This is a genomic window from Phaeacidiphilus oryzae TH49 (assembly GCF_000744815.1).
GTDB lineage: Bacteria > Actinomycetota > Actinomycetes > Streptomycetales > Streptomycetaceae > Phaeacidiphilus > Phaeacidiphilus oryzae.
Genome location: NZ_JQMQ01000005.1, coordinates 4,736,419 through 4,754,668 on the forward strand (window position 1 = coordinate 4,736,419; position 18,250 = coordinate 4,754,668).

Here is an 18,250-nt window from a genome sequence, read left to right on the forward strand (position 1 = left end):
CCTGTCAAGACCGCGTAAATCGGCGGCCGGACCGCGCAAGGAAAGCGTTAACGCCGAAGCTCCGGGCTCCGGCGTGGGGTTGTCTGACGGGGAAGCAGGCGAGAGAGGGCAGCCAGCGTGTCCCAGCAGTACGACACCGCCGCCGGCCGGCCGGCCTCCGGGCCGCCGGGACGGGGCAGGCTCAAGGTCTTCCTGGGCGCGGCGCCCGGGGTCGGCAAGACGTACCGGATGCTGGACGAGGCGCACCGGCGCCTGGAGCGCGGCACCGACGTGGTGGTGGCGTACGCCGAGTGCCATCACCGCCGCCGCACCGAGGACCGGCTGCACGGCCTGGAGGTGGTCCCGCGGCTGCACCGCGACTACCGCGGGTCCGCGTTCACCGAGCTCGACGTGGACGCGGTGCTGGCCCGCCGCCCCGAGGTCGCGCTGGTCGACGAGCTCCCGCACACCAACGTCCCCGGCGGGCGGAACGCCAAGCGCTGGGAGGACGTCGAGGAGCTGCTGGCCGCCGGCATCGACGTGCTGACCACCGTCAACGTCCAGCACCTCGAGTCGCTGAACGACGTGGTGGAGAAGATCACCGGCGTTCCGCAGCGGGAGACCATCCCGGACGAGGTGGTCCGCCGGGCGGACCAGATCGAGCTGGTCGACATGGCCCCCGAGGGCCTGCGCCGGCGGATGGCGCACGGCAACGTCTACGCCGCGGAGAAGGTGGACGCCGCGCTCTCCAACTACTTCCGGGTCGGCAACCTCACCGCGCTGCGCGAACTGGCGCTGCTCTGGCTGGCCGGACGGGTCGACGAGGGGCTCCAGCGGTACAAGGCGGAGCACCGGATCGGCAAGGTCTGGGAGACCAGGGAGCGGGTCGTGGTCGCCCTCACCGGTGGGCCGGAGGGCGGGACGCTGATCCGCCGCGCCGCCCGGATCGCCGACCGGGCCGGCGGCGGCGAGCTGCTGGCCGTGCACGTGGCGCGGAGCGACGGGCTCGCGGACGCCTCGCCGGCGGCGCTGGCCGAGCAGCGGCGACTGGTGGAGAGCCTGGGCGGGACGTACCACTCGGTGGTGGGCGACGACATCCCCGTCGCGCTCCTCGACTTCGCGCGCGGGGAGAACGCCACCCAGCTGGTGCTGGGCACCAGCCGGCGCGGGCGGGTGCTGCGCTCGCTCACCGGGCGGGGGATCGGCGAGACCACCACGGAGCTCTCCGGGGACATCGACGTCCACATGGTCACCCACGAGCGGTCCGGGCGGGGCCGACGGCTGCCGGTGCCGGACCGGCTGCACTCGCCCGCGCGCCGGGCGGCCGGGGCGGCGGCGGGGCTGCTGACGCCGGTCGTGCTGACGGTGGCCCTCACCCAGACCCGGGCGCCGGTCAACCCGCTGAGCGACGCGCTGATCTTCCTCCTCGGCGTGGTGGCGGTGGCCACCCTGGGCGGCGTCACCTCCGCCCTGCTGGCCTCGGTCGTCGCCTCGACGCTGCTCAACTTCTACTTCATCCCGCCGATCCACTCGCTGACCATCGGCTCGCCCAACAACATCATCGCGCTGGGGGTGTTCGCGGTGGTCGGCGTGGTCGTGGCGCTGATCGTCGACCGGGCGACCCGGCTCTCCCGCCGGGCGGCCAGGGCGACCGCCGAGGCCGAGACCCTCTCCGCCCTCACCGGCTCGGTCCTCGGCGGCGACCAGGCCGTCCCCGCCCTGCTGGCCCGCCTCCGCGAGACCTTCGGCATGCAGTCGGTGGAACTCCGGCACCGCGACGGCCCCGCCGCCATCGGTCCCGCCGCTGGTCCCGCCGCCATCGGTCCCGCCCCCGAGCCGCTGCCGCCGCCCCCCTCCGGCGCGCCCGCTGCGGAGTCCGGGGCGGAGGCCGTCGAGGAGGTGCAGATCGGGGGAGGGGAGACGCTGATCCTCCGGGGGCGGCCGCTGCCGGCCGCGGATCGGCGGGTGCTGGCGGCCTTCGCCGCGCATGTCGCCGCCGCGCTGGAGCGCGACCGGCTGGCCACCGTCGCCGCCGAGGTGGAGCCGGTGCGCGCCGCGGACCGGCTGCGTACCGCGCTGCTCGCGGCGGTCAGCCACGATCTCCGCACCCCGCTGGCGGTGGCTCTCGCCTCGGTCTCCTCGCTCCGCTCCGAGGACGTCGAGTTCTCCACCGAGGACCAGGACGAGCTGCTCTCCACCGCCCAGCTCTCGCTGGAGAAGCTGACCAGACTGGTGGAGAACCTGCTGGACATGAGCCGGCTGCAGGCCGGCGCGCTCACCCTGCACCTCCAGCCGGTCGGTGTGGACGAGGTCCTCGCCGCCGCCCGCGACTCGCTCACCGGCGGTCCGGAGAGCGCCGCGGGCCCGGTGCTGGCCCAGGGCCTGGCCGAGGCCCCGGAGGTGCTGGCGGACCCGCCGCTGCTGGAACGGGTGCTGGCCAACCTGTGCGCCAACGGCCTCCGCCACACTCCGGCCGGGGTGCCGGTGGTGGTCACCGCCAGCACCCTCGGCGACCGGGTCGAGCTGCGGGTGATCGACCGCGGCCCGGGCCTGCCCGAGGCCGACCGGGACCGGGTCTTCCAGCCCTTCCAGCGCCTCGGCGACACCGACAACGGCAGCGGCGTGGGCCTCGGCCTCGCCCTCTCCCGCGGGCTCGCGGAGGCGATGGGCGGCAGCCTCGAACCGGAGGACACCCCCGGTGGCGGCCTCACCATGGTCCTCTCGCTGCCCGCCGCGCCGGTCGGCGGCACCGGTGCGGCCGACGACGGCACGTCCGGCCGCGCCGCCGGCTCCGGCGCCGGCGCGGAAGTCGGGACCGGCCGATGACCCGGGTCCTGATCGTCGACGACGAGCCCCAGATGCTGCGCGCCCTCCGGATCAACCTGAAGGCGCGCCGGTACGCGGTGGCCACCGCCGCGGACGGCTCCGCCGCGCTGCGGTCGGCGGCCCGGCAGCCGCCGGAGGCGGTGATACTCGACCTCGGTCTGCCGGACCTGGACGGCGTGGAGGTGATCCACGGGCTCCGGGTCCGGAGCGCCGCCCCGATCATCGTCCTGTCCGGTCGCTCGGGCGCGGCGGAGAAGGTCGCCGCGCTGGACGCGGGCGCCGACGACTACGTCACCAAGCCGTTCTCGATGAGCGAGCTGATGGCGCGGCTGCGCGCGGTGCTGCGCCGGCCGGCCCCGGAGGCCGGCGCGGTGACCGCGGTGGTCGGCGACCACGTGGTGGACCTGGCGAGCTGCACCGTCCGCAGCCTTCCGGGCGCCACCGCCGGCGACCGGCCGGTGCGGCTGACGCCGACCGAGTGGCACCTGGTCTCCGTCCTCCTCCGCAACCCCGGCCGACTGGTGACCAGCCGTCAGCTGCTGGACGAGGTGTGGGGACCAGGGCACGAGGAGAAGACCAACTACCTCCGGGTCTACATGGCCGGGCTCCGCCGCAAGCTCGAACCGGACGCGGCCAGCCCCCGTCACTTCATCACCGAGCCGGGCATGGGCTACCGCTACGCACCGTGAGCGATCCTCTCGTCTTCCGTCACGTTCGGTAGTGTGACCCATTCGTCGATTGATGATCGATCAAACGGCGTTACTGTGGTGCCCACCGACGAGTCCCGCACCGGCGAGAGGAAGGCGTTCCCATGGCTCAGGCGCCCGAGATCCACGGCACGGCCGCCGAGGGCTTCGAGGAGCTCCGCGCGGTCTTCGCGGAGAACTTCGCGCTCCGCGGCGAGCGCGGCGCGGCCCTCGCCCTCTACCGGGACGGGGAGCGGGTCGTCGACCTGTGGGGCGGCACCGCCGACGCGGACGCGGAGGAGGGCGCCGGACGCCCGTGGACCGGGGACACCCCTGTTCTGCTCCGCTCCGCCACCAAGGGCGTCGCCGCCACCGTGCTGCTGCTCCTGGCCCAGCGCGGACGGATCGACCTCGACGCGCCGGTCGCCGAGTACTGGCCGGAGTTCGCCGCCCGCGGCAAGGAGCGGGTCACCGTGCGGCAGCTGCTCTCCCATCAGGCCGGCGTGGCCGCGCTGGACCGTCCGCTCACCGCCGCCGAGGCCGCCGACGGGGTCAGCGGCCCGGCCGCGGTCGCCCGCCAGCGCCCGCTGTGGGCGCCGGGGGAGACGCACGGCTACCACGCGCAGACCTTCAGCTGGCTGCTCGGCGAACTGGTCCGCCGGGTCGACGGCCGCACCCTCGGCGGGGTGCTCGCCGAGGACGTCACCGAGCTCCTCGGTCTGGACCTGTGGATCGGCCTGCCCGAGGAGGCCCAGCCGCGGGCCGCCCGGATCGCCGAGGTGGCCGCCCCCGAGCCGGGCCCCGGCGCGCTGCGGATGCGCCCGCGCCGCGAGGTCGCCGCCGCGTACGCCGACCCGGGGTCGCTGACCCGGCGGGCGTTCGGGACGGTCGCGCCCCAGCCGGACGAGAACGACCCGGCCTGGCGGGCCGCCGAGCTGCCCGGCTCCAACGGTCTGGCCACCGCCCGCGGACTGGGCGGCTTCTACGCCGCCTTGGGCGCCGGGCACATTCTGGAGCGGCCGATGCTCCGCCGCGCGGCCGCCGTCCACGCCGAGGGCACCGACCGGGTGCTGCTCACCCGCACCCGCTTCGGCCTCGGCTTCATGCTCCACGGATCGGCCTGCCCGATGACCTCCCCGGGCGCCTTCGGCCACCCCGGCCGCGGCGGGTCGCTCGCCTTCGCCGACCCGGAGACCGGTCTGGCCTTCGCCTACGTCACCAACGGGATGCAGCCGAGCGTCACCTCGGACCCCCGCGCGCAGGCGCTGGTCCGCGCCGTCCGCTCGGCGATCGCGCGGGGCGCGGGCGCCCGGATGGCGGCGTAGCGGAGTACGCGGGCGGCGTGGGCTGCCCGCGCTCCTCGCGCTCCTCGCGCTCCCCGCGCTCCTCGCGCTCCCCGCGCTTTCAGTGCCCCGGGGCGGCGATCCGCTCCAGCATCTCCCGCTGGTGCCGGTGCCCGACCGTCTCGTAGCCGAGCACCGTGACGAGCGGGGCGGCCATCACCACGATCAGGCAGACCGCGACGGCCACCCCGGCCGCCGAGAGGAGCACCGCGGCCACCAGGACGGCGAGGGTGGCGGCGAGCAGCAGCAGGTGGAACCGGTCCGTGGCGGACAGCAGCAGGGCGTGGAGGGTGTACACGGCCAGCAGGTACAGCCCCACCGGGAGGGCCAGCGCCAGCACGACCGTGGTGTCCCCGATCTCCGAGTGGTGCTCCAGCTGGAGCCCGGCCAGGTGGAGCCCGGCCCCGGCGCCCGCCACGGCCATGAAGACCGCCATGTGCCCGAAGCCGAAGACGTAGCCCAGATTGCGGCGGTGGACGAGGAGTTCGCCGAAGGGCGTGGCGAAGTAGACCCACCACATGCCGAAGGTCAGCCCGACCCCGGCGACGACGATCGCGACGGCGTTGCCGGTCCACTGGGTGCCGTCCGGGCCGCCGAGGAGCGCACCGGACGAGGCGACCGTGCCGACCACGCCCTCGCCGAGGGTGATGATGGCGAAGAGGCTGTACCGCTCGGCGATGTGGTGCGGATGCCAGGGCGTGCCGCCGGCCCACCCCTGGGTGAGCCGGGGAAGCACCACCTCCAGGGTGCCGAAGAGGACGAAGCCGGCGAGCGCGGCGCCCAGCGGCAGCGGGGCGAACCCGATCACGATCCAGCCGAGCTGGGCGATCGCGATCCAGCGGATGTTGGCGATCCCGACGTCGTGGTAGGCCGCCGACTGCCGGGCCGCGCGCCACCACTGGAGCCCCATGGCGATCCGCATCACCACGTAGCCGATCACGATGGCGCGCAGTTCGAGGTGGTCGCCCTGCCGGACGGAGTGGAACATCGCCGGCAGGCCGAGCGCCAGCACCACCACCCCGATCATCTGCACCATCGTCAGCACCCGGTACAGCCAGTCGTCGGTGTCGAAGGCCGAGGCGAACCAGGAGAAGCTGATCCAGGCGTTGGTGATGGCGAACATGGCCATCAGGAAGGCGATGACCGCCTGCCCCGGGTCGCCCTCCGCCAGCAGCTCCGAGAACTGCGTGGCCGAGGTACCGACCGCCACCACGAAGGTCAGATCGAACAGCAGCTCCAGGGGCGAGGACACCCGCCCTCTTTCGCCCGGGTCCCGCCCGGCCATCGGCAGCAGCCGGTGGGCCGGCCGCAGTCCACCGGCCGGCCCCCCGCTGACCGGCCCCGTCTCTTCGGCGTCGCTCATGCGCGCCAGGCTGCCACACCGGCGCAGGCCCGCGCGCGCAGCACGCGCGCGGGGGCCGGCGCGCCCCTCGCGGCGGGCGTGCCGCCGCACCGGCCGGCGGCGGAGCGGCGGAACACCCGCCGACTGTCGGTGGGGCCCGGTAGCGTTCCTCGGGTCGGCTGGGGATCGGCCGACCAGGACCGGAAGGGGTGGGGAGCCATGGCCGGACCCGCGGCCGCAGCGCCGGAAGCAGCCGAACTCGAGCAGTACCGACGGGAGTTGACCGGGTACTGCTATCGCATGCTCGGTTCCGCCTTCGAGGCGGAGGACGCCGTGCAGGAGGCGATGGTCCGGGCCTGGCGCGGCCTGGAGCGGTTCGAGGGGCGCTCCTCGCTGCGCTCCTGGCTGTACCGGATCGCCACCAACGTCTGCCTGGACATGCTGAACGGCCGTCAGCGCCGGGCCAGGCCGATGGATCTGGAGGAGGTCGGCTCCGCCACCGGCCCGCTCAAGCCACCGCTCCCGGAGGAGGCCTGGCTCGGCCCGATACCGGACTCCCGGATCCTCGACGACCGGGCGCTGGACGAGCGGGCCGACCCGGCCGCCCAGGCCGTGCTGCGCGACTCGGTGCGGCTCGCGCTGGTCGCCGCGCTCCAGGAGCTGGCGCCCAAGCAGCGCGCGGTGCTGATCCTGCGCGAGGCGCTGGGCTGGTCCGCGGCCGAGGTGGCGGAGCTGCTGGAGACCACCGTGCCGGCGGTCAACAGCGCCCTCCAGCGGGCCCGCGCGGTGCTCGCCGAGAAGCGGCCGCAGGAGTCCGAGCCGTACCGCCCGATGGACGCCGGGCAGCGCGAGTTCCTGGCCCGCTACGTCGACGCCTTCCAGCGCTACGACCTGGAGACGCTGGCCTCGCTGGTGCACGAGGACGTGGTGATGCAGATGCCGCCGCTGCCGCTGTGGCTGCGCGGCCGGGACGAGGTCACGGCCTGGCTGAGCGGTATCGGGCAGGAGTGCGAGGGATCGGTGGTGGTCCCGGTGGGTGCCGCCAACGGCCTGCCGGCCTTCGGGCAGTACCGGGACGGCGGGGCCACGCCCTGGGCGCTCCAGGTGCTGGAGATCGAGGACGGCCGGATCACCGGGCTCAACAGCTTCCTCGACGTCGACCGCCTCTTCCCGCTCTTCGGCCTCCCGGAGAAGTGGACCGCCGGCGGCGGCCCGGATCAGGCGGAGGGGTGAACGGCGAACGATCGGGTTGACGGCCCGTCAGCGGGCGGCGTGCGCCGCCCTGGTGGGGGCGGAGGTGAGGAGCGGGCGGAGCACCCCCTCGCTCAGCCGCCCCACCAGGGGGGTGGCCACCCGCCCGAGGAGCGCGCTGACCGCGAAGGCCACCGGGAGGGCGAGGACGAAGGCGCCCAGCACGTCGTGGGGGTAGTGGGCGCCCACGTACACCCGGGTGAAGCCCTCCAGGAGGGCGAAGAGCGCGGCCACCGCGCAGAGCCGCCGGCTGACCAGGTACAGTCCGGCGACGGTGGCCGCGGCGGTGGTGGAGTGGCCGCTGGGGAAGGCGTAGTCGTTGAGCGGGGGGCAGGCCTCGACGATGAAGGCGTGCGGCACGGAGCGGCACGGCCGCACCTCCGCCACCAGCTTCTTGGCCACCTCGGCCACCGCGAAGGCGAACACCACGGCGACCGGGGCGGCCAGCGCGGTGGTCATCGCCCGCGGGTCGTTCGCCTTCCGGGCGCCCCACCAGCCGAGCACCATCAGCAGGGCGAAGACCAGCAGTCCGATGTTGGTCCAGGACTCCAGCGGGCCGTTCAGCCAGCGGGTGTCCCGGGCCAGGTCGGTGACCGAGCGGAAGAGCGAGCCGTCGATCCCCGAGCCGTCGAAGGCGAGCTGCGGGTGGACGCTGTGCGGCGGGCCGGGCGGCGGCGGGGGGAAGGCTGGCATCCTGTCATTCCTGACTGCCCGCCCGGCTGCTGCGGGCATGGCACACTGAGGGACGGCTGAGCTTCTACAAGACTGTAGATGAAGGAACGGACGGCAGAGTAGCAGTGCGAGGAGAGCGGCGGCGGGGACAGGGCGTGCTGGAGGCGGAGGTGCTGGCCCAGCTGCAACAGGCGGCCGAGGTCTGCCCGCTGACGCCGGCCCAGGTCCGGGAGCGCCTCCCGGCCGGGTCGGACGGCGAGGAGCTGGCCTACAGCACGGTGGTCACCGTCCTCTCCCGGCTCTACGAGAAGGGCCTGCTGGCGCGGGTCCGGCAGGGCAGGGCGTACGCCTACACGCCGGTCGCCGACCGGCACGGGCTCACGGCCCGCCGGATGCACCGGATGATGGACGCCGACCCCGACCGGGAGGCCGTCCTCAGCCGCTTCGTCGACGACCTCTCGGCCCGGGACGAGGACCTGCTGCGCCGCCTCCTCGGCGGCCCGGAGGCCCCGGGGGAGGGGGGCTGACGTGCTCTCCCTGGTCTACCTGGTCTATCTGCCGCTGCTGCTCCCGGTGCTCGCGGCCGGCACCGCCCGGCCGATCGCCGAGCGGGTCGAACCCCGGCTCGCCACCTGGCTGCTGACCCTCTCCGCGCTCGCCCTCGCGGCCGGCAGCGGGATCTCCCTCGGGGTGCTGGCGGTGGCCGGGGTGGCCCGGCTGCCGCTGGCCGGGCTGATCGGCGACTGGTCGGTCGGCACGGTCCGCACCGGCGACCCGGTCGGCCTGGCCGAGGCGGCGCTCGCCGGGCTCCTCTTCACGGTGGCGCTGGGCGCGGCACTGCGGATGCTGTGGCGGCGGATGCGGGCGCTGGTCGCGGCCGGCTTCGAGGCGTACTGCCTGCCGGGCGCGGGCGAGCTGGCGGTGGTCGAGGACGAGCGGCCGGAGGCGTACGCGCTGCCCGGGCTGCCGAACGGTGGCTCGCCGCCGGACCCGGGCCGTTCCAGGTCCTGGGGGCGGATCGTGGTCTCCACCGGGATGCTGCGCAGCCTCGACCAGTCCGAGCGCGAGGTGCTCTTCGCCCACGAGCGGGCCCATCTCGCCTGCCACCACTACGCGTTCGTCGCGGCGGCGCATCTGGCCTCGGCGGCCAACCCGCTGCTGCGGCCGGTCGCCGCGGCGGTGGCCTACACCGTCGAGCGCTGGGCCGACGAGCGGGCCGCGACGGCCTGCGGCGACCGGCGCCGGGTGGCGCAGGCGGTGGGCAAGGCGGCGCTGGCCGCCAAGCGGCACCGGCGGCGGCGCGGATCCCGGCTGCCGGCGGCGGCGCTCGGTCTGGTCGCGGGGCGGCACGGCCGGAACGGCCGGAAGGACCGGAAGGACCGGAAGGACCGGCGGGATCCGCTGCGCGGTGCCGGTCCGGTTCCGCGCAGGGTGGCGGCGCTGCTGACGCCGCCGGCGTACCTCAGGCTGGTGCCGCAGTCGGTGACGGCCCTGCTGGTCGGCGCCAGCGTGCTGTGCGCGACGGCGGCGGCGCGGGACCTCCACCATCTGCTGAAGATCGCCCACGGCTGAGGCCGGCGCGCGCCCCGGCCGCGGTCAGCGGGCGAGCCGCACCACCGCGCGCCCCAGCGTCGCCCGGCGGCCGTCGGCGGACTCCGTCCACAGCTCGATCTCCGCGACGGGGCCGGCGGCTTCGCCGACCTCGGCGACCCGGCCGACCCCGCCGGCCTGGTCGACCTCACCGACCTGGCTGGCCTGGCCGACCTCACCGACATCGCCGACCTCGGTGACCCGGCCGCCGCAGGCGATCGGCTCGCCGCAGTAGTCCATCCCCCGGTAGGAGGCCTCCAGTGACAGCAGCCGGTCCCCGGGGCGCAGCCACCCCGTCACCAGCTGCCCGAGCCAGGCGGTCTTGAGCAGCCCCTGCACGGGGAAGCCGGGGAAGCCCTGCTCCGCCGCGAACTCCCGGTCGTAGTGCAGCGGGTAGAAGTCCCCGGAGGAGGACGCGTACCGCACCAGGCGGGTGAGGTCCGGCGTCACCGTCCACCCCGGCAGCTCGGCCCCCGCGGCCACCTTCTCGGGCCTCATCGCGGTCACCGCCGGATCCGGGTGCCGACGTGCCGGGCGACGACCTCGCCGGTGTCGTCCCGGCGGAACTCGGTGCGGAAGGTCAGCACCGCCATCCGCCCGGAGCGGCCGGCCTTCTCCACCGCCTCCACCAGCTCGGTCCGCGAGCGCAGCACGTCGCCGAGCCGCAGTTCGGGCGCCGCCTCCGGGTACTCGAAGCGGTCGCCGCCGTTGAGCCAGCCCTGCCCGTACGCCAGTGCGGCGGGGCACTCGGGCGGCTCGTCCACGAAACCGCAGAGCAGCGTCGGCGGGACGGCCAGGTCGTCGGGGACGGCCCCCGGCGCGGGCGCGGCGGCGGTCCGCCCGTCCACCGCGATCGCGGTGAGGAAGTCGCCGAGATGCCGGTGCTCGACGCGGTCCACGCGCTCCCGGCCCTGCCAGCCGACGGCCGCGGCGAGCCGCGCCATCTCCTCGGATACCTGCGGTGCCGCCGCACCCGGAGTCGCTGAAGTCACCGTTCTTCTCTATCACGGGCTACCTCTGCCGACGTACCGCGGCCGGGTTCGCCGGGGATTGTCAGACCCCTCCGCCAGAATGCGGACAGGAGCCGATTCTGACGGGCCATCAGAGCGTGATCCCCCAGCGTGATCCCCCAGCGTGATCCCACAGCACGACCGATCCGAGGAGTTGAAGTCATGCACATGGACAAACCGACCACCCACACCCCCTGCTGGGTGGAGCTCGGCACCTCCGACCCGGAGGCGGCCAAGCGGTTCTACGCCGCCGTCTTCGGCTGGCGCGCGGCCACCGACCCCCGCCCCGAGGCGGGCGGCTACACCATCCTCCATCTCGGCGAGAGCACCGCCGACGCCCCCGTGGCCGCGCTGATGGGGCTGATGGGCGAGGGCCAGCCGACGGCCTGGTCGATCGCCTTCTCGGTGACCGACGCGGACGCCGCCGTCGCCGCCGTCCGCAAGGCCGGCGGCAGCCTGATCGTGGACCCGATGGACGTCTTCGAGGAGGGCCGCTACGCGGTCGTCGCCGACCCCTCCGGCGCCGCCTTCGCGCTCTGGCAGCCGCGCGCCTTCGACGGCTTCACCTCGTACGAGGCGAACGGCGGGATGTGCTGGGCCGAGCTGCACACCGACGACACCGCCGGCGCCGAGCGCTTCTACCCGGCGGTCTTCGGCTGGACCGTCCGGCGGTCGGTCGACTTCTACGCCATGTTCTCCCTCGGCGAGGCCGACTTCGGCGGCCTGGCCGGGATCGACGAGGAGCACACCCCGGGCGCCCGCCCCCACTGGCTGCCGTACTTCGGTGTGGAGGACGTGGACGCCGCTGTGGAGCGGGCCGCGGCGGCCGGCGGCCGGGCGGTGATGGGCCCGGTTCAGGTCCCGGACGGCCCCTACATCGCGGTGGTGAGCGATCCGCAGGGGGCCGTCTTCGGCCTGCTGCGAGGCGCCGCCTGACGGCACGCCGGTCCCGGGCCGGCCGGTCAGTAGCGCGGTCGCACGACCCCCGGGGACGGCATCCGGTCCAGGGTGGTCACCCGGACCACCGTCCCCGGCCGGGGTGCGTGCACCACCAGCCCGTCGCCGATGTACATCCCCACATGGGTCGCCCCGGGGAAGTAGACGACCAGGTCCCCGGGGCGCAGCGGCTGCCCCGCCGGCACCCGGGGCAGGCCCGCGAACTGCGCCTGGCTGGTGCGCGGGATCCGCACCCCGGCCGCCGCCCAGGCCTGCGAGGTCAGGCCCGAGCAGTCGTATCCGGAGGGCGAGGTGCCGCCCCAGACGTAGGGGGTGCCGATGTGCGCCAGCGCGAAGAGGACCGCCCGCAGGGCCTTGCCGTCCGGCTGGAGGTCTGGACCGGCGGCCCGGCCGGGCAGCGCCCGCAGCAGGCCGGAGGCCGCGCTGCCGTCCCCGAAGCGGGCGGCGATCCCGGCCAGCAGGGCGTCCCGGCGGGCGGTGAGCGCGGGGCGGGAGGCCGCGACGGCGTCCCGGCGCCGCTCGGCCGCGGTGGCCGCGGCGGCGGCCCGGGCCGCCTGCGCGGCGCGCAGTGCGGCGACCCGGCGGGCCTCCTGGTAGGCCACGGTGTAGGCGTGCCGGGCCTGGTACTCGGCGCTCTGCCGGTCGGCCAGCCGCTGGGCTCCGCCGCGCCCGGTGAGGAGGTCGGTGAGCCCGGCCAGCGGGCCGTCGGCGTACTGGTAGCCGGCCAGCCGGGCCATCGCGTCGCCCATCAGCTCGCGGCGGACCCGCTGCCAGGCGGCCTTGGCGGCCAGCTGCCCGGCCTGCGCGCGCAGCGCCGAGGCCTGCGCGGAGAGGGCGTCCACCCGGGCCTGCAGACCGGAGAGTTGACGGAACGTCCGGTCCAGGGCGTCCAGGGTGGACGGGGCCGGCGCGTTCCCGCGTGCGGCCACCGGCCCGGGGCCGGTGCCGACCGCCGCCGAGTCGGGGTCGGCGTCGGCGTCAGGCCCGGGGCCGGGGGCCGGCGTCGCGGCACCCGCCAGGGGCCGGGCAGCCGACCCGGCGGCAGGGGCGAGGAGGAGGTTGGCACCCGGCAGCGCGGCCGGCCCGAGTGCCGCGAGGGGGCCCGTACCCGGGCGGGTGCCCGGCCGGGCGCCCGGACCCGGCGCTCCCGCGACCGCCGTCACCGCCGCCGCCCGCTCGGCGCCGAAGGCGACCCCCGCCGCCCCGCGGAGCCCGCGCACGCGGCGGCGGCCACCGCCGCGGCCAGCGCCGCCGTCAGTCCGCTCCGTCCGGTCCGCACAGGTACCCGTACCAACTGACCCATGGGGTCAGGCTGCTCCGGGCGGCCGTCCCGGGCCGCGGAACACGCCTGGGCGGGACCTCCACGTAGCCCGGACGGCCGAGGACTGAGGAGGTCGAATCAGGGTACGTGCAGTCTGCAATCAACCGTCTCGAGAGGACTGACGCGCTGTCATATCGACGCAAGGTGTACGCCCCGACGGCGTTCTGCTGCCCCGTCAGCCCTCTCCGACCCGACCCCCCAGGAAGGACCGGACCCCCAGATGACGTCCGCAGCTCCGCCGTCGCCCAGCCAACCCGCGCCTGCCACCGGTAGACCCGCCGACCCCCGCCGCTTCCTCCGCCGGCTCACCCTGGCCACCGGCGGCGGGATGTTCATCGACGGCTTCGTCTTCGCCTCGGTGGCCTCGGCGCTCGCCGGCAGCGCGATGTCCCGGCAGATCGGCGTCACCCTCACCTGGTCGACGCTGATCTCCTCGTCCACCCTGATCGGCACCTTCTTCGGCGGGCTCTTCCTCGGCTATCTGACCGACCGCCTCGGCCGCCGCCCGATGTTCACCATCGACCTGTCGGTCTTCCTCGCCTGCGCGCTGCTCATGCTGGCGGTGGACGCCCCCTGGCAGGTGATGGTGCTGGGCCTGGTGATGGGCCTCGCCGTCGGCGCCGACTACTCGATCGGCTCCCCGCTGCTCGCCGAGTTCTCCCCGCGCGCCAAACGCGGCAACTACCTCGGCGTCCTGGAGATCCTCTGGAACGTCGGGTACGTGGTGGCCTACCTGGTCGGTTACGTGATCAACAGCAACTGGCCGAACGCCTGGCACATCACCCTCGCGGCCAGCGCCGTACCGGCGGTGGCCTGCCTGGTGCTGCGGCACGGACTGCCCGAGTCGCCGCGCTGGCTGATGTCCAAGGGCCGCCGGGAGGACGCGGAGCGGGTCCTCGCCGAGTCGCTCGCCGTCCGCTCCGGCGCCGGCTCCGCGGACCCGGCGAGTGCCGCGATCGCCCGCGACCTCGCCGTGGAGGCCGCCGACATCCAGGCCGAGGAGGCCGCGCCCACCCGGTACGCGATGCTCTTCTCCCGGGACTACCTGCTGCGGACGGTCTTCGCGTCCACCTTCTGGATCTGCATCGTCCTGCCGTACTTCGCGCTGACCTTCTTCCAGCCGACCGTCCTCACCGCGATAGGCCTGGGCAGCTCCGCGCTGGCCGGCGCGCTCCTCGGCACGGTCATCGCGCTGGTCGGCGCCTGCACCGGATGGTGGCTGGTGGACCGGGTCGGCCGCCGGACCATCCTGGTCTGGCCGATGTTCGGCTGCGCGCTGGCGCTCTTCCTGGTGGCCCTGGGGCATCTGCTGCCGGTCTGGCTGGGGACCGTCTGCTTCTTCGGCTACCTCTTCTCCTACGGGATCATGAGCATCCTGCCGGGGATCTATCCGGAGGAGGTCTTCCCGACCCCGATCCGGACCTCCGGCGTCGGCTTCGCCTCGGCCGCCAGCCGGATCGGCGCCGCCATCGGCACCTTCCTGCTGCCGCTCTCCCTCGACCATCTCGGCCTCGGCTGGTCGATGTTCATCATGGGCGTGGTCTCGCTGGTCGGCGGGGTCACCGCGATCGCCTGGGCGCCGGAGACCAACGGCAGGCTGCTGAGCGACACCGGCCACCGGCGGAACCGCGGCCGCGAGGCGGTCGTCCACGCCGCGGCGACCACCGGCTAGCGCGACGTCCCCCGACGCGACGGGGGCGCTGTCCGTCACCGGGACCCGGCGGAGGATTTCGTCGCGACTTCCCATCCCTGTCCTGCGTGTGTTATTGACCTGTACACGCGCTGCGGTGAGGATGTGTCCATATGACGTGGATGCGACAGTTGAGAGTCCCGACATCCCAGCGCCCCCAGCGCCGCAGGCGCGCCCATGGCACCCCCGGAGACGGGGGAGGCGGCCGTGGCTGAGTTCTCCCGGCGCCGTTTCCTCAAGCGCGCCGCGGGCACCGGCGCCGCGGCGGCCGCCGCGGCCCTGCTGCCGCCCAACCTCCGGCAGGCGGTCGCCGCCGAGCCGGCCCGCCGACTCGGCTCCCTCGACGAGATCGAGCACGTGGTGATCCTGATGCAGGAGAACCGCTCGTTCGACCACTACTTCGGCACCATGCCGGGGGTCCGCGGGTTCGACGACCCGAACGCGGTCCAGCTCTCCACCGGCCGCTCGGTCTTCTACCAGCCCGACCCGGAGAACCCGGACGGCTACCTCCTCCCGTTCCACCTCGACACCCGCACCACCAGCGCGCAGGCGATCCCCTCGACCAGCCACGCCTGGTCGGTCCAGCACTCCGCGGTGAACGGCGGACGGATGGACAACTGGGTCCCCGCCCACCGCAAGGCGGACGGCGAGGCCCGCGGCCCCTACACGATGGGCTACTACGAGCGGGACGACATCCCCTTCCACTGGGCGCTGGCCGAGGCCTTCACCCTCTGCGACGGCTACCACTGCTCCCTGCTCGGCCCGACCTGGCCCAACCGGCTCTACCACTGGACCGGCACCATCGACCCGAGCGGCACCATGGGCGGCCCGGTGACCAGCAACACCATCCCGTCCCCGTTCCGCTGGACCACCTATCCCGAGCGGCTGACCGCGGCCGGCGTCTCCTGGCACGTCTACCAGCAGGAGGACGACTACGGCTGCAACCCGCTCGAGTTCTTCGCCAACTTCCAGAACGCCGAGCCCGGTTCGGCCCTCCACGAGCACGGCCTGACCATCGGCCCGGCCGACCGCTTCGAGCAGGACGCCCTCAACGGCCGCCTGCCCACCGTCTCCTGGATCATTCCGACCTCCGGCCAGTCCGAGCACCCGGACTACCTGCCGGCCTCCGGCGCCGACTTCCTGGCCCGGCAGCTGGACGCCGTGGCCGCCAACCGCGACCTGTGGCGGAAGACCGTCTTCATCCTCAACTACGACGAGAACGACGGCCTCTTCGACCACGTGGTCCCGCCACTGCCGCCGGCCGGCACCCCGGACGAGTTCGTCGGCGGCCTGCCGATCGGCGCCGGGGTGCGGGTGCCGTGCGTCATCGTCTCGCCGTGGACCCGGGGCGGGCTGGTCGCCACCGAGAACTTCGACCACACCTCGGTGCTGCGCTTCCTGGAAAGGCTGACCGGCGTCCAGGAGACCAACATCAGCGCCTGGCGCCGCTCCACCTTCGGCGACCTCACCTCGGCCTTCGGCCTCCCGGGCGGCGGTTCGGACGGCTCCTTCCCGCAACTCCCGGAGACCAAGGGCGAGCTGCGGCTGGCCGAGTACGAGGTGGCGACACTGCCGCCGGCCACCTTCCCCGGCGCCGACCAGACGCCGCCGCACCAGGGCAGCGTGAGCAGCCGCAGTGCGAGCCCCTCCGCGATTCCGTCCGCCCCCGAGCGCTACCCCGGCAGCAGCCACTGGTTCCGCAACCGGATCGCCGAGGACCCGACGGCCCGTCAGAAGAAGGCCACCGAGTTCCCGGGACCGGCCGTCCGGGTCCCCACCGCCGCCCCCGCGGGCGCCGGCCGGCTGGCCTACGCGGCCTGCCCGGCGGGGAGCATCCTCGCCATGGTCGACACGGCCACCAGGACCCTGGTCGCCGCCTCCTACAGCGGAGTCACCAACCCCTACGGCGTCGCCGCCCTGCCGGACGGCGGCAAGCTCTACATCGCCAACTCGGGGGAGAGCGACGTCGCGGTCTACGACACCGCCAAGCGGGCGGTGACCTCCTCCGTCACGGTGGGCCTCTACCCCCACGGCGTCGCCGTGTCGCCGGACGGCGGGCTGGTCTATGTGGCCAACACCGGCTCGGACACCGGGCCCGGCTCCTCGAACAGCCTCTCCGTCATCGACACCGGCTCCGACGAGGTCGCGGACACCTGGCGGGTCGGCACCTCCCCGCACACCGTCGCCCCCCTCCCGGACGGCCGTTCGCTCCTCGTCACCTGCTACGACGGCCTGGTCGTGGTGGACGCCGAGAGCGGCCGGGTGCGCGGCCGGCTGCCCGACCAGTCCCGGGCCGTCGGCGTCTCCGTCCACCCCGACGGCCGCCGCGCCTACGTGGCCAACCCCTCCCGGAACACCGTCTCGGTGATCGACCTGGCGGCCGGCCGGACGGTCTCCCGTATCCCCGTCGGCCGCACCCCGTGGCGGACGGCGGTGACCGGGGACGGCAGCCGGGTGCTGGTCACCAACTCCGGCGAGGACACGGTCACCGCGCTGGACGCGGCCACCGGCCGGGTCCTGGGCCGGGCGGCCGTCCACCACATCCCGACCGGCCTCTCCATCGACCCGGTGACCGGGCTCGCCTGGGTCGCCACCAACGTCTCCAGCACCCTCGACGTCATCGACCCGGCGACCATGCGGGTGCTGTCCAGCACCCTGATCGCGCTCTCCGCCGAACCGGCCACCATCGCCTTCGCGCCCTGACCGGCCCGGCTCAGTCCCGCAGCAGGCCGCCCAGCACCCCGCCCAGGCCGCCGGCCTCGACCGCCTCCCGCTCGCCACCGAGCGGGAGGTACGGCACCAGGGCGTGCGCCAGGTTCGGCAGCGGCATGGACTGGAGCCAGATGTCGCCGGGCCCGGTGAGCGCGACCAGGTAGTAGCCGTCGCCGCCGAAGAGGCGGTTGGTCACGCCCGGCACCCGGGTCATGGTGAACCGCACCCGCTCCTCGAACATCCCGATGTGCCCCGGGTGGACGAGCATCGTCCGCCCGGCCGGGAGCTGGTAGTGGCACAGCTCTCCGGAGAGCTCGATCCAGGCCCGGCCGCTGCCCTCCAGCCGCTGGAGGAGGAAGCCGTCCCCGCCCCACAGCCCCCCGCGGAAGCTCTGCTGCAGCCCGACCGTCGGCGTCACCCCGGGGGTGCCGGCCAGCCAGCCGTGCCGGTGCACCAGGTAGCCGCGGTCCCGGTCGACGTCGACCGGCACGATGTGGCCGGGCACCTTCGAGGCGAAGGCGACCATCCCCGGGCCGCCCTCGGGCTGGTAGCGGGTGAGGAACAGCCCCCCGCCGCCGGCCAGCCGCTTCAGCGTCCGCAGCAGGCCGCCGCCAGCCTGGGCGGACTGGCTCATCGTCATGTTCTCGGACATCCAGGAGAGCTCGCCGTGCGGCGTGACCAGGCTCTCCCCGACGTTCATGGTGACTTCGAGCACCGGCATGGTGCTCCCCTTGACCACGGCTTCCATCGCCGCCCCCTTCGCCTACCCGTGGGTATGGACGCAGCTCCCGGGCCCGCCGTTCCCGGTCGGCGGGGGTTTGATCGCGCGCGGCCGGGCTAGGCGCGCTGCCGGGAACCATCGAGGCCCACC

The 18,250-nt window shown here is 74.8% G+C and carries 14 protein-coding genes and 2 pseudogenes; 10 read left to right on the forward strand and 6 right to left on the reverse strand.

Going from position 1 to position 18,250, the window contains the following annotated elements:
* The first annotated feature begins 117 nt into the window (after positions 1-117).
* The 3 genes from BS73_RS24740 to BS73_RS24750 all read left to right on the forward strand — a co-directional run bounded on the left by BS73_RS24740 (position 118) and on the right by BS73_RS24750 (position 4,816).
* Positions 118-2,805, forward strand: coding sequence for a sensor histidine kinase (locus tag BS73_RS24740; RefSeq protein ID WP_051940456.1), 2,688 nt, complete (start codon positions 118-120; stop codon positions 2,803-2,805).
* Entirely contained in the window at positions 2,802-3,494 is a 693-nt protein-coding gene (locus tag BS73_RS24745) for a response regulator (protein ID WP_037576060.1), read from the forward strand. The genes BS73_RS24740 and BS73_RS24745 overlap by 4 nt, the downstream gene beginning before the upstream one ends.
* A 122-nt stretch (positions 3,495-3,616) precedes the next feature.
* Positions 3,617-4,816: a serine hydrolase domain-containing protein gene (locus BS73_RS24750; protein WP_037576061.1), complete on the forward strand. Its 1,200-nt coding sequence runs from the start codon at positions 3,617-3,619 to the stop codon at positions 4,814-4,816.
* Positions 4,817-4,895: 79 nt separating this feature from the next.
* Here the strand turns inward: BS73_RS24750 and BS73_RS24755 are convergent, their stop codons facing one another.
* The gene (locus BS73_RS24755) at positions 4,896-6,119 is read right to left on the reverse strand and encodes a low temperature requirement protein A (RefSeq protein WP_152617896.1); all 1,224 of its coding nucleotides are present in this window, start codon (positions 6,117-6,119) and stop codon (positions 4,896-4,898) included.
* A 276-nt stretch (positions 6,120-6,395) separates the two neighbouring features.
* Between BS73_RS24755 and BS73_RS24760 the strand changes: the two genes are divergently transcribed.
* Positions 6,396-7,409 (forward strand): sigma-70 family RNA polymerase sigma factor, encoded by a 1,014-nt coding sequence (locus BS73_RS24760; RefSeq protein ID WP_037576064.1) that lies wholly within the window; start codon positions 6,396-6,398, stop codon positions 7,407-7,409.
* Between the two features lie 27 nt (positions 7,410-7,436).
* Here the strand turns inward: BS73_RS24760 and BS73_RS24765 are convergent, their stop codons facing one another.
* The gene (locus BS73_RS24765) at positions 7,437-8,120 is read right to left on the reverse strand and encodes a phosphatase PAP2 family protein (RefSeq protein ID WP_051940458.1); all 684 of its coding nucleotides are present in this window, start codon (positions 8,118-8,120) and stop codon (positions 7,437-7,439) included.
* 134 nt (positions 8,121-8,254) lie between these two features.
* On the opposite strand from BS73_RS24765, the gene BS73_RS24770 reads away from it, so the two are divergent.
* Together BS73_RS24770 and BS73_RS24775 are read left to right on the forward strand one after the other, a co-directional pair.
* The gene (locus tag BS73_RS24770; protein ID WP_322987293.1) at positions 8,255-8,626 is read left to right on the forward strand and encodes a BlaI/MecI/CopY family transcriptional regulator; all 372 of its coding nucleotides are present in this window, start codon (positions 8,255-8,257) and stop codon (positions 8,624-8,626) included.
* A 1-nt stretch (position 8,627) separates the two neighbouring features.
* Complete coding sequence (locus BS73_RS24775; protein WP_051940461.1) at positions 8,628-9,671, forward strand: M48 family metalloprotease; 1,044 nt, start codon at positions 8,628-8,630, stop codon at positions 9,669-9,671.
* A gap of 24 nt (positions 9,672-9,695) precedes the next feature.
* On the opposite strand, the gene BS73_RS35020 is transcribed toward BS73_RS24775, so the two are convergent.
* Together BS73_RS35020 and BS73_RS24785 are read right to left on the reverse strand one after the other, a co-directional pair.
* On the reverse strand, positions 9,696-10,187 hold the full coding sequence (locus tag BS73_RS35020; RefSeq protein WP_152617709.1) for a MaoC/PaaZ C-terminal domain-containing protein: 492 nt from the start codon (positions 10,185-10,187) through the stop codon (positions 9,696-9,698).
* A 5-nt stretch (positions 10,188-10,192) separates the two neighbouring features.
* Positions 10,193-10,681 carry a MaoC family dehydratase N-terminal domain-containing protein gene (locus BS73_RS24785; RefSeq protein ID WP_161789700.1) on the reverse strand — a complete coding sequence of 163 codons (489 nt, stop codon included), beginning with the start codon at positions 10,679-10,681 and terminating at the stop codon, positions 10,193-10,195.
* Positions 10,682-10,861: 180 nt separating this feature from the next.
* Here BS73_RS24785 and BS73_RS24790 point away from each other — a divergent pair, with 180 nt between their 5' ends.
* Positions 10,862-11,635 (forward strand): VOC family protein, encoded by a 774-nt coding sequence (locus BS73_RS24790; RefSeq protein WP_037576072.1) that lies wholly within the window; start codon positions 10,862-10,864, stop codon positions 11,633-11,635.
* 26 nt (positions 11,636-11,661) lie between these two features.
* Here BS73_RS24790 and BS73_RS39910 read toward each other — a convergent pair whose 3' ends face one another.
* Positions 11,662-12,876 (reverse strand): C40 family peptidase, encoded by a 1,215-nt coding sequence (locus BS73_RS39910; protein WP_051940465.1) that lies wholly within the window; start codon positions 12,874-12,876, stop codon positions 11,662-11,664.
* A gap of 321 nt (positions 12,877-13,197) precedes the next feature.
* Here BS73_RS39910 and BS73_RS24800 point away from each other — a divergent pair, with 321 nt between their 5' ends.
* The 3 genes and pseudogenes from BS73_RS24800 to BS73_RS39920 form a co-directional block, all read left to right on the forward strand.
* Positions 13,198-14,649, forward strand: a complete 1,452-nt coding sequence (locus tag BS73_RS24800) for an MFS transporter (RefSeq protein WP_037576073.1) — start codon at positions 13,198-13,200, stop codon at positions 14,647-14,649.
* Between the two features lie 225 nt (positions 14,650-14,874).
* Positions 14,875-16,284: pseudogene (locus BS73_RS39915) on the forward strand (alkaline phosphatase family protein); the annotation flags it as partial.
* A gap of 315 nt (positions 16,285-16,599) precedes the next feature.
* Positions 16,600-17,370: pseudogene (locus tag BS73_RS39920) on the forward strand (outer membrane protein assembly factor BamB family protein); the annotation flags it as partial.
* A 10-nt stretch (positions 17,371-17,380) separates the two neighbouring features.
* Here the strand turns inward: BS73_RS39920 and BS73_RS24810 are convergent.
* A complete protein-coding gene (locus BS73_RS24810) occupies positions 17,381-18,127 on the reverse strand; it encodes an AIM24 family protein (RefSeq protein WP_037576078.1) in 747 nt (248 codons plus the stop codon).
* Between the last annotated feature and the right edge of the window lie 123 nt (positions 18,128-18,250).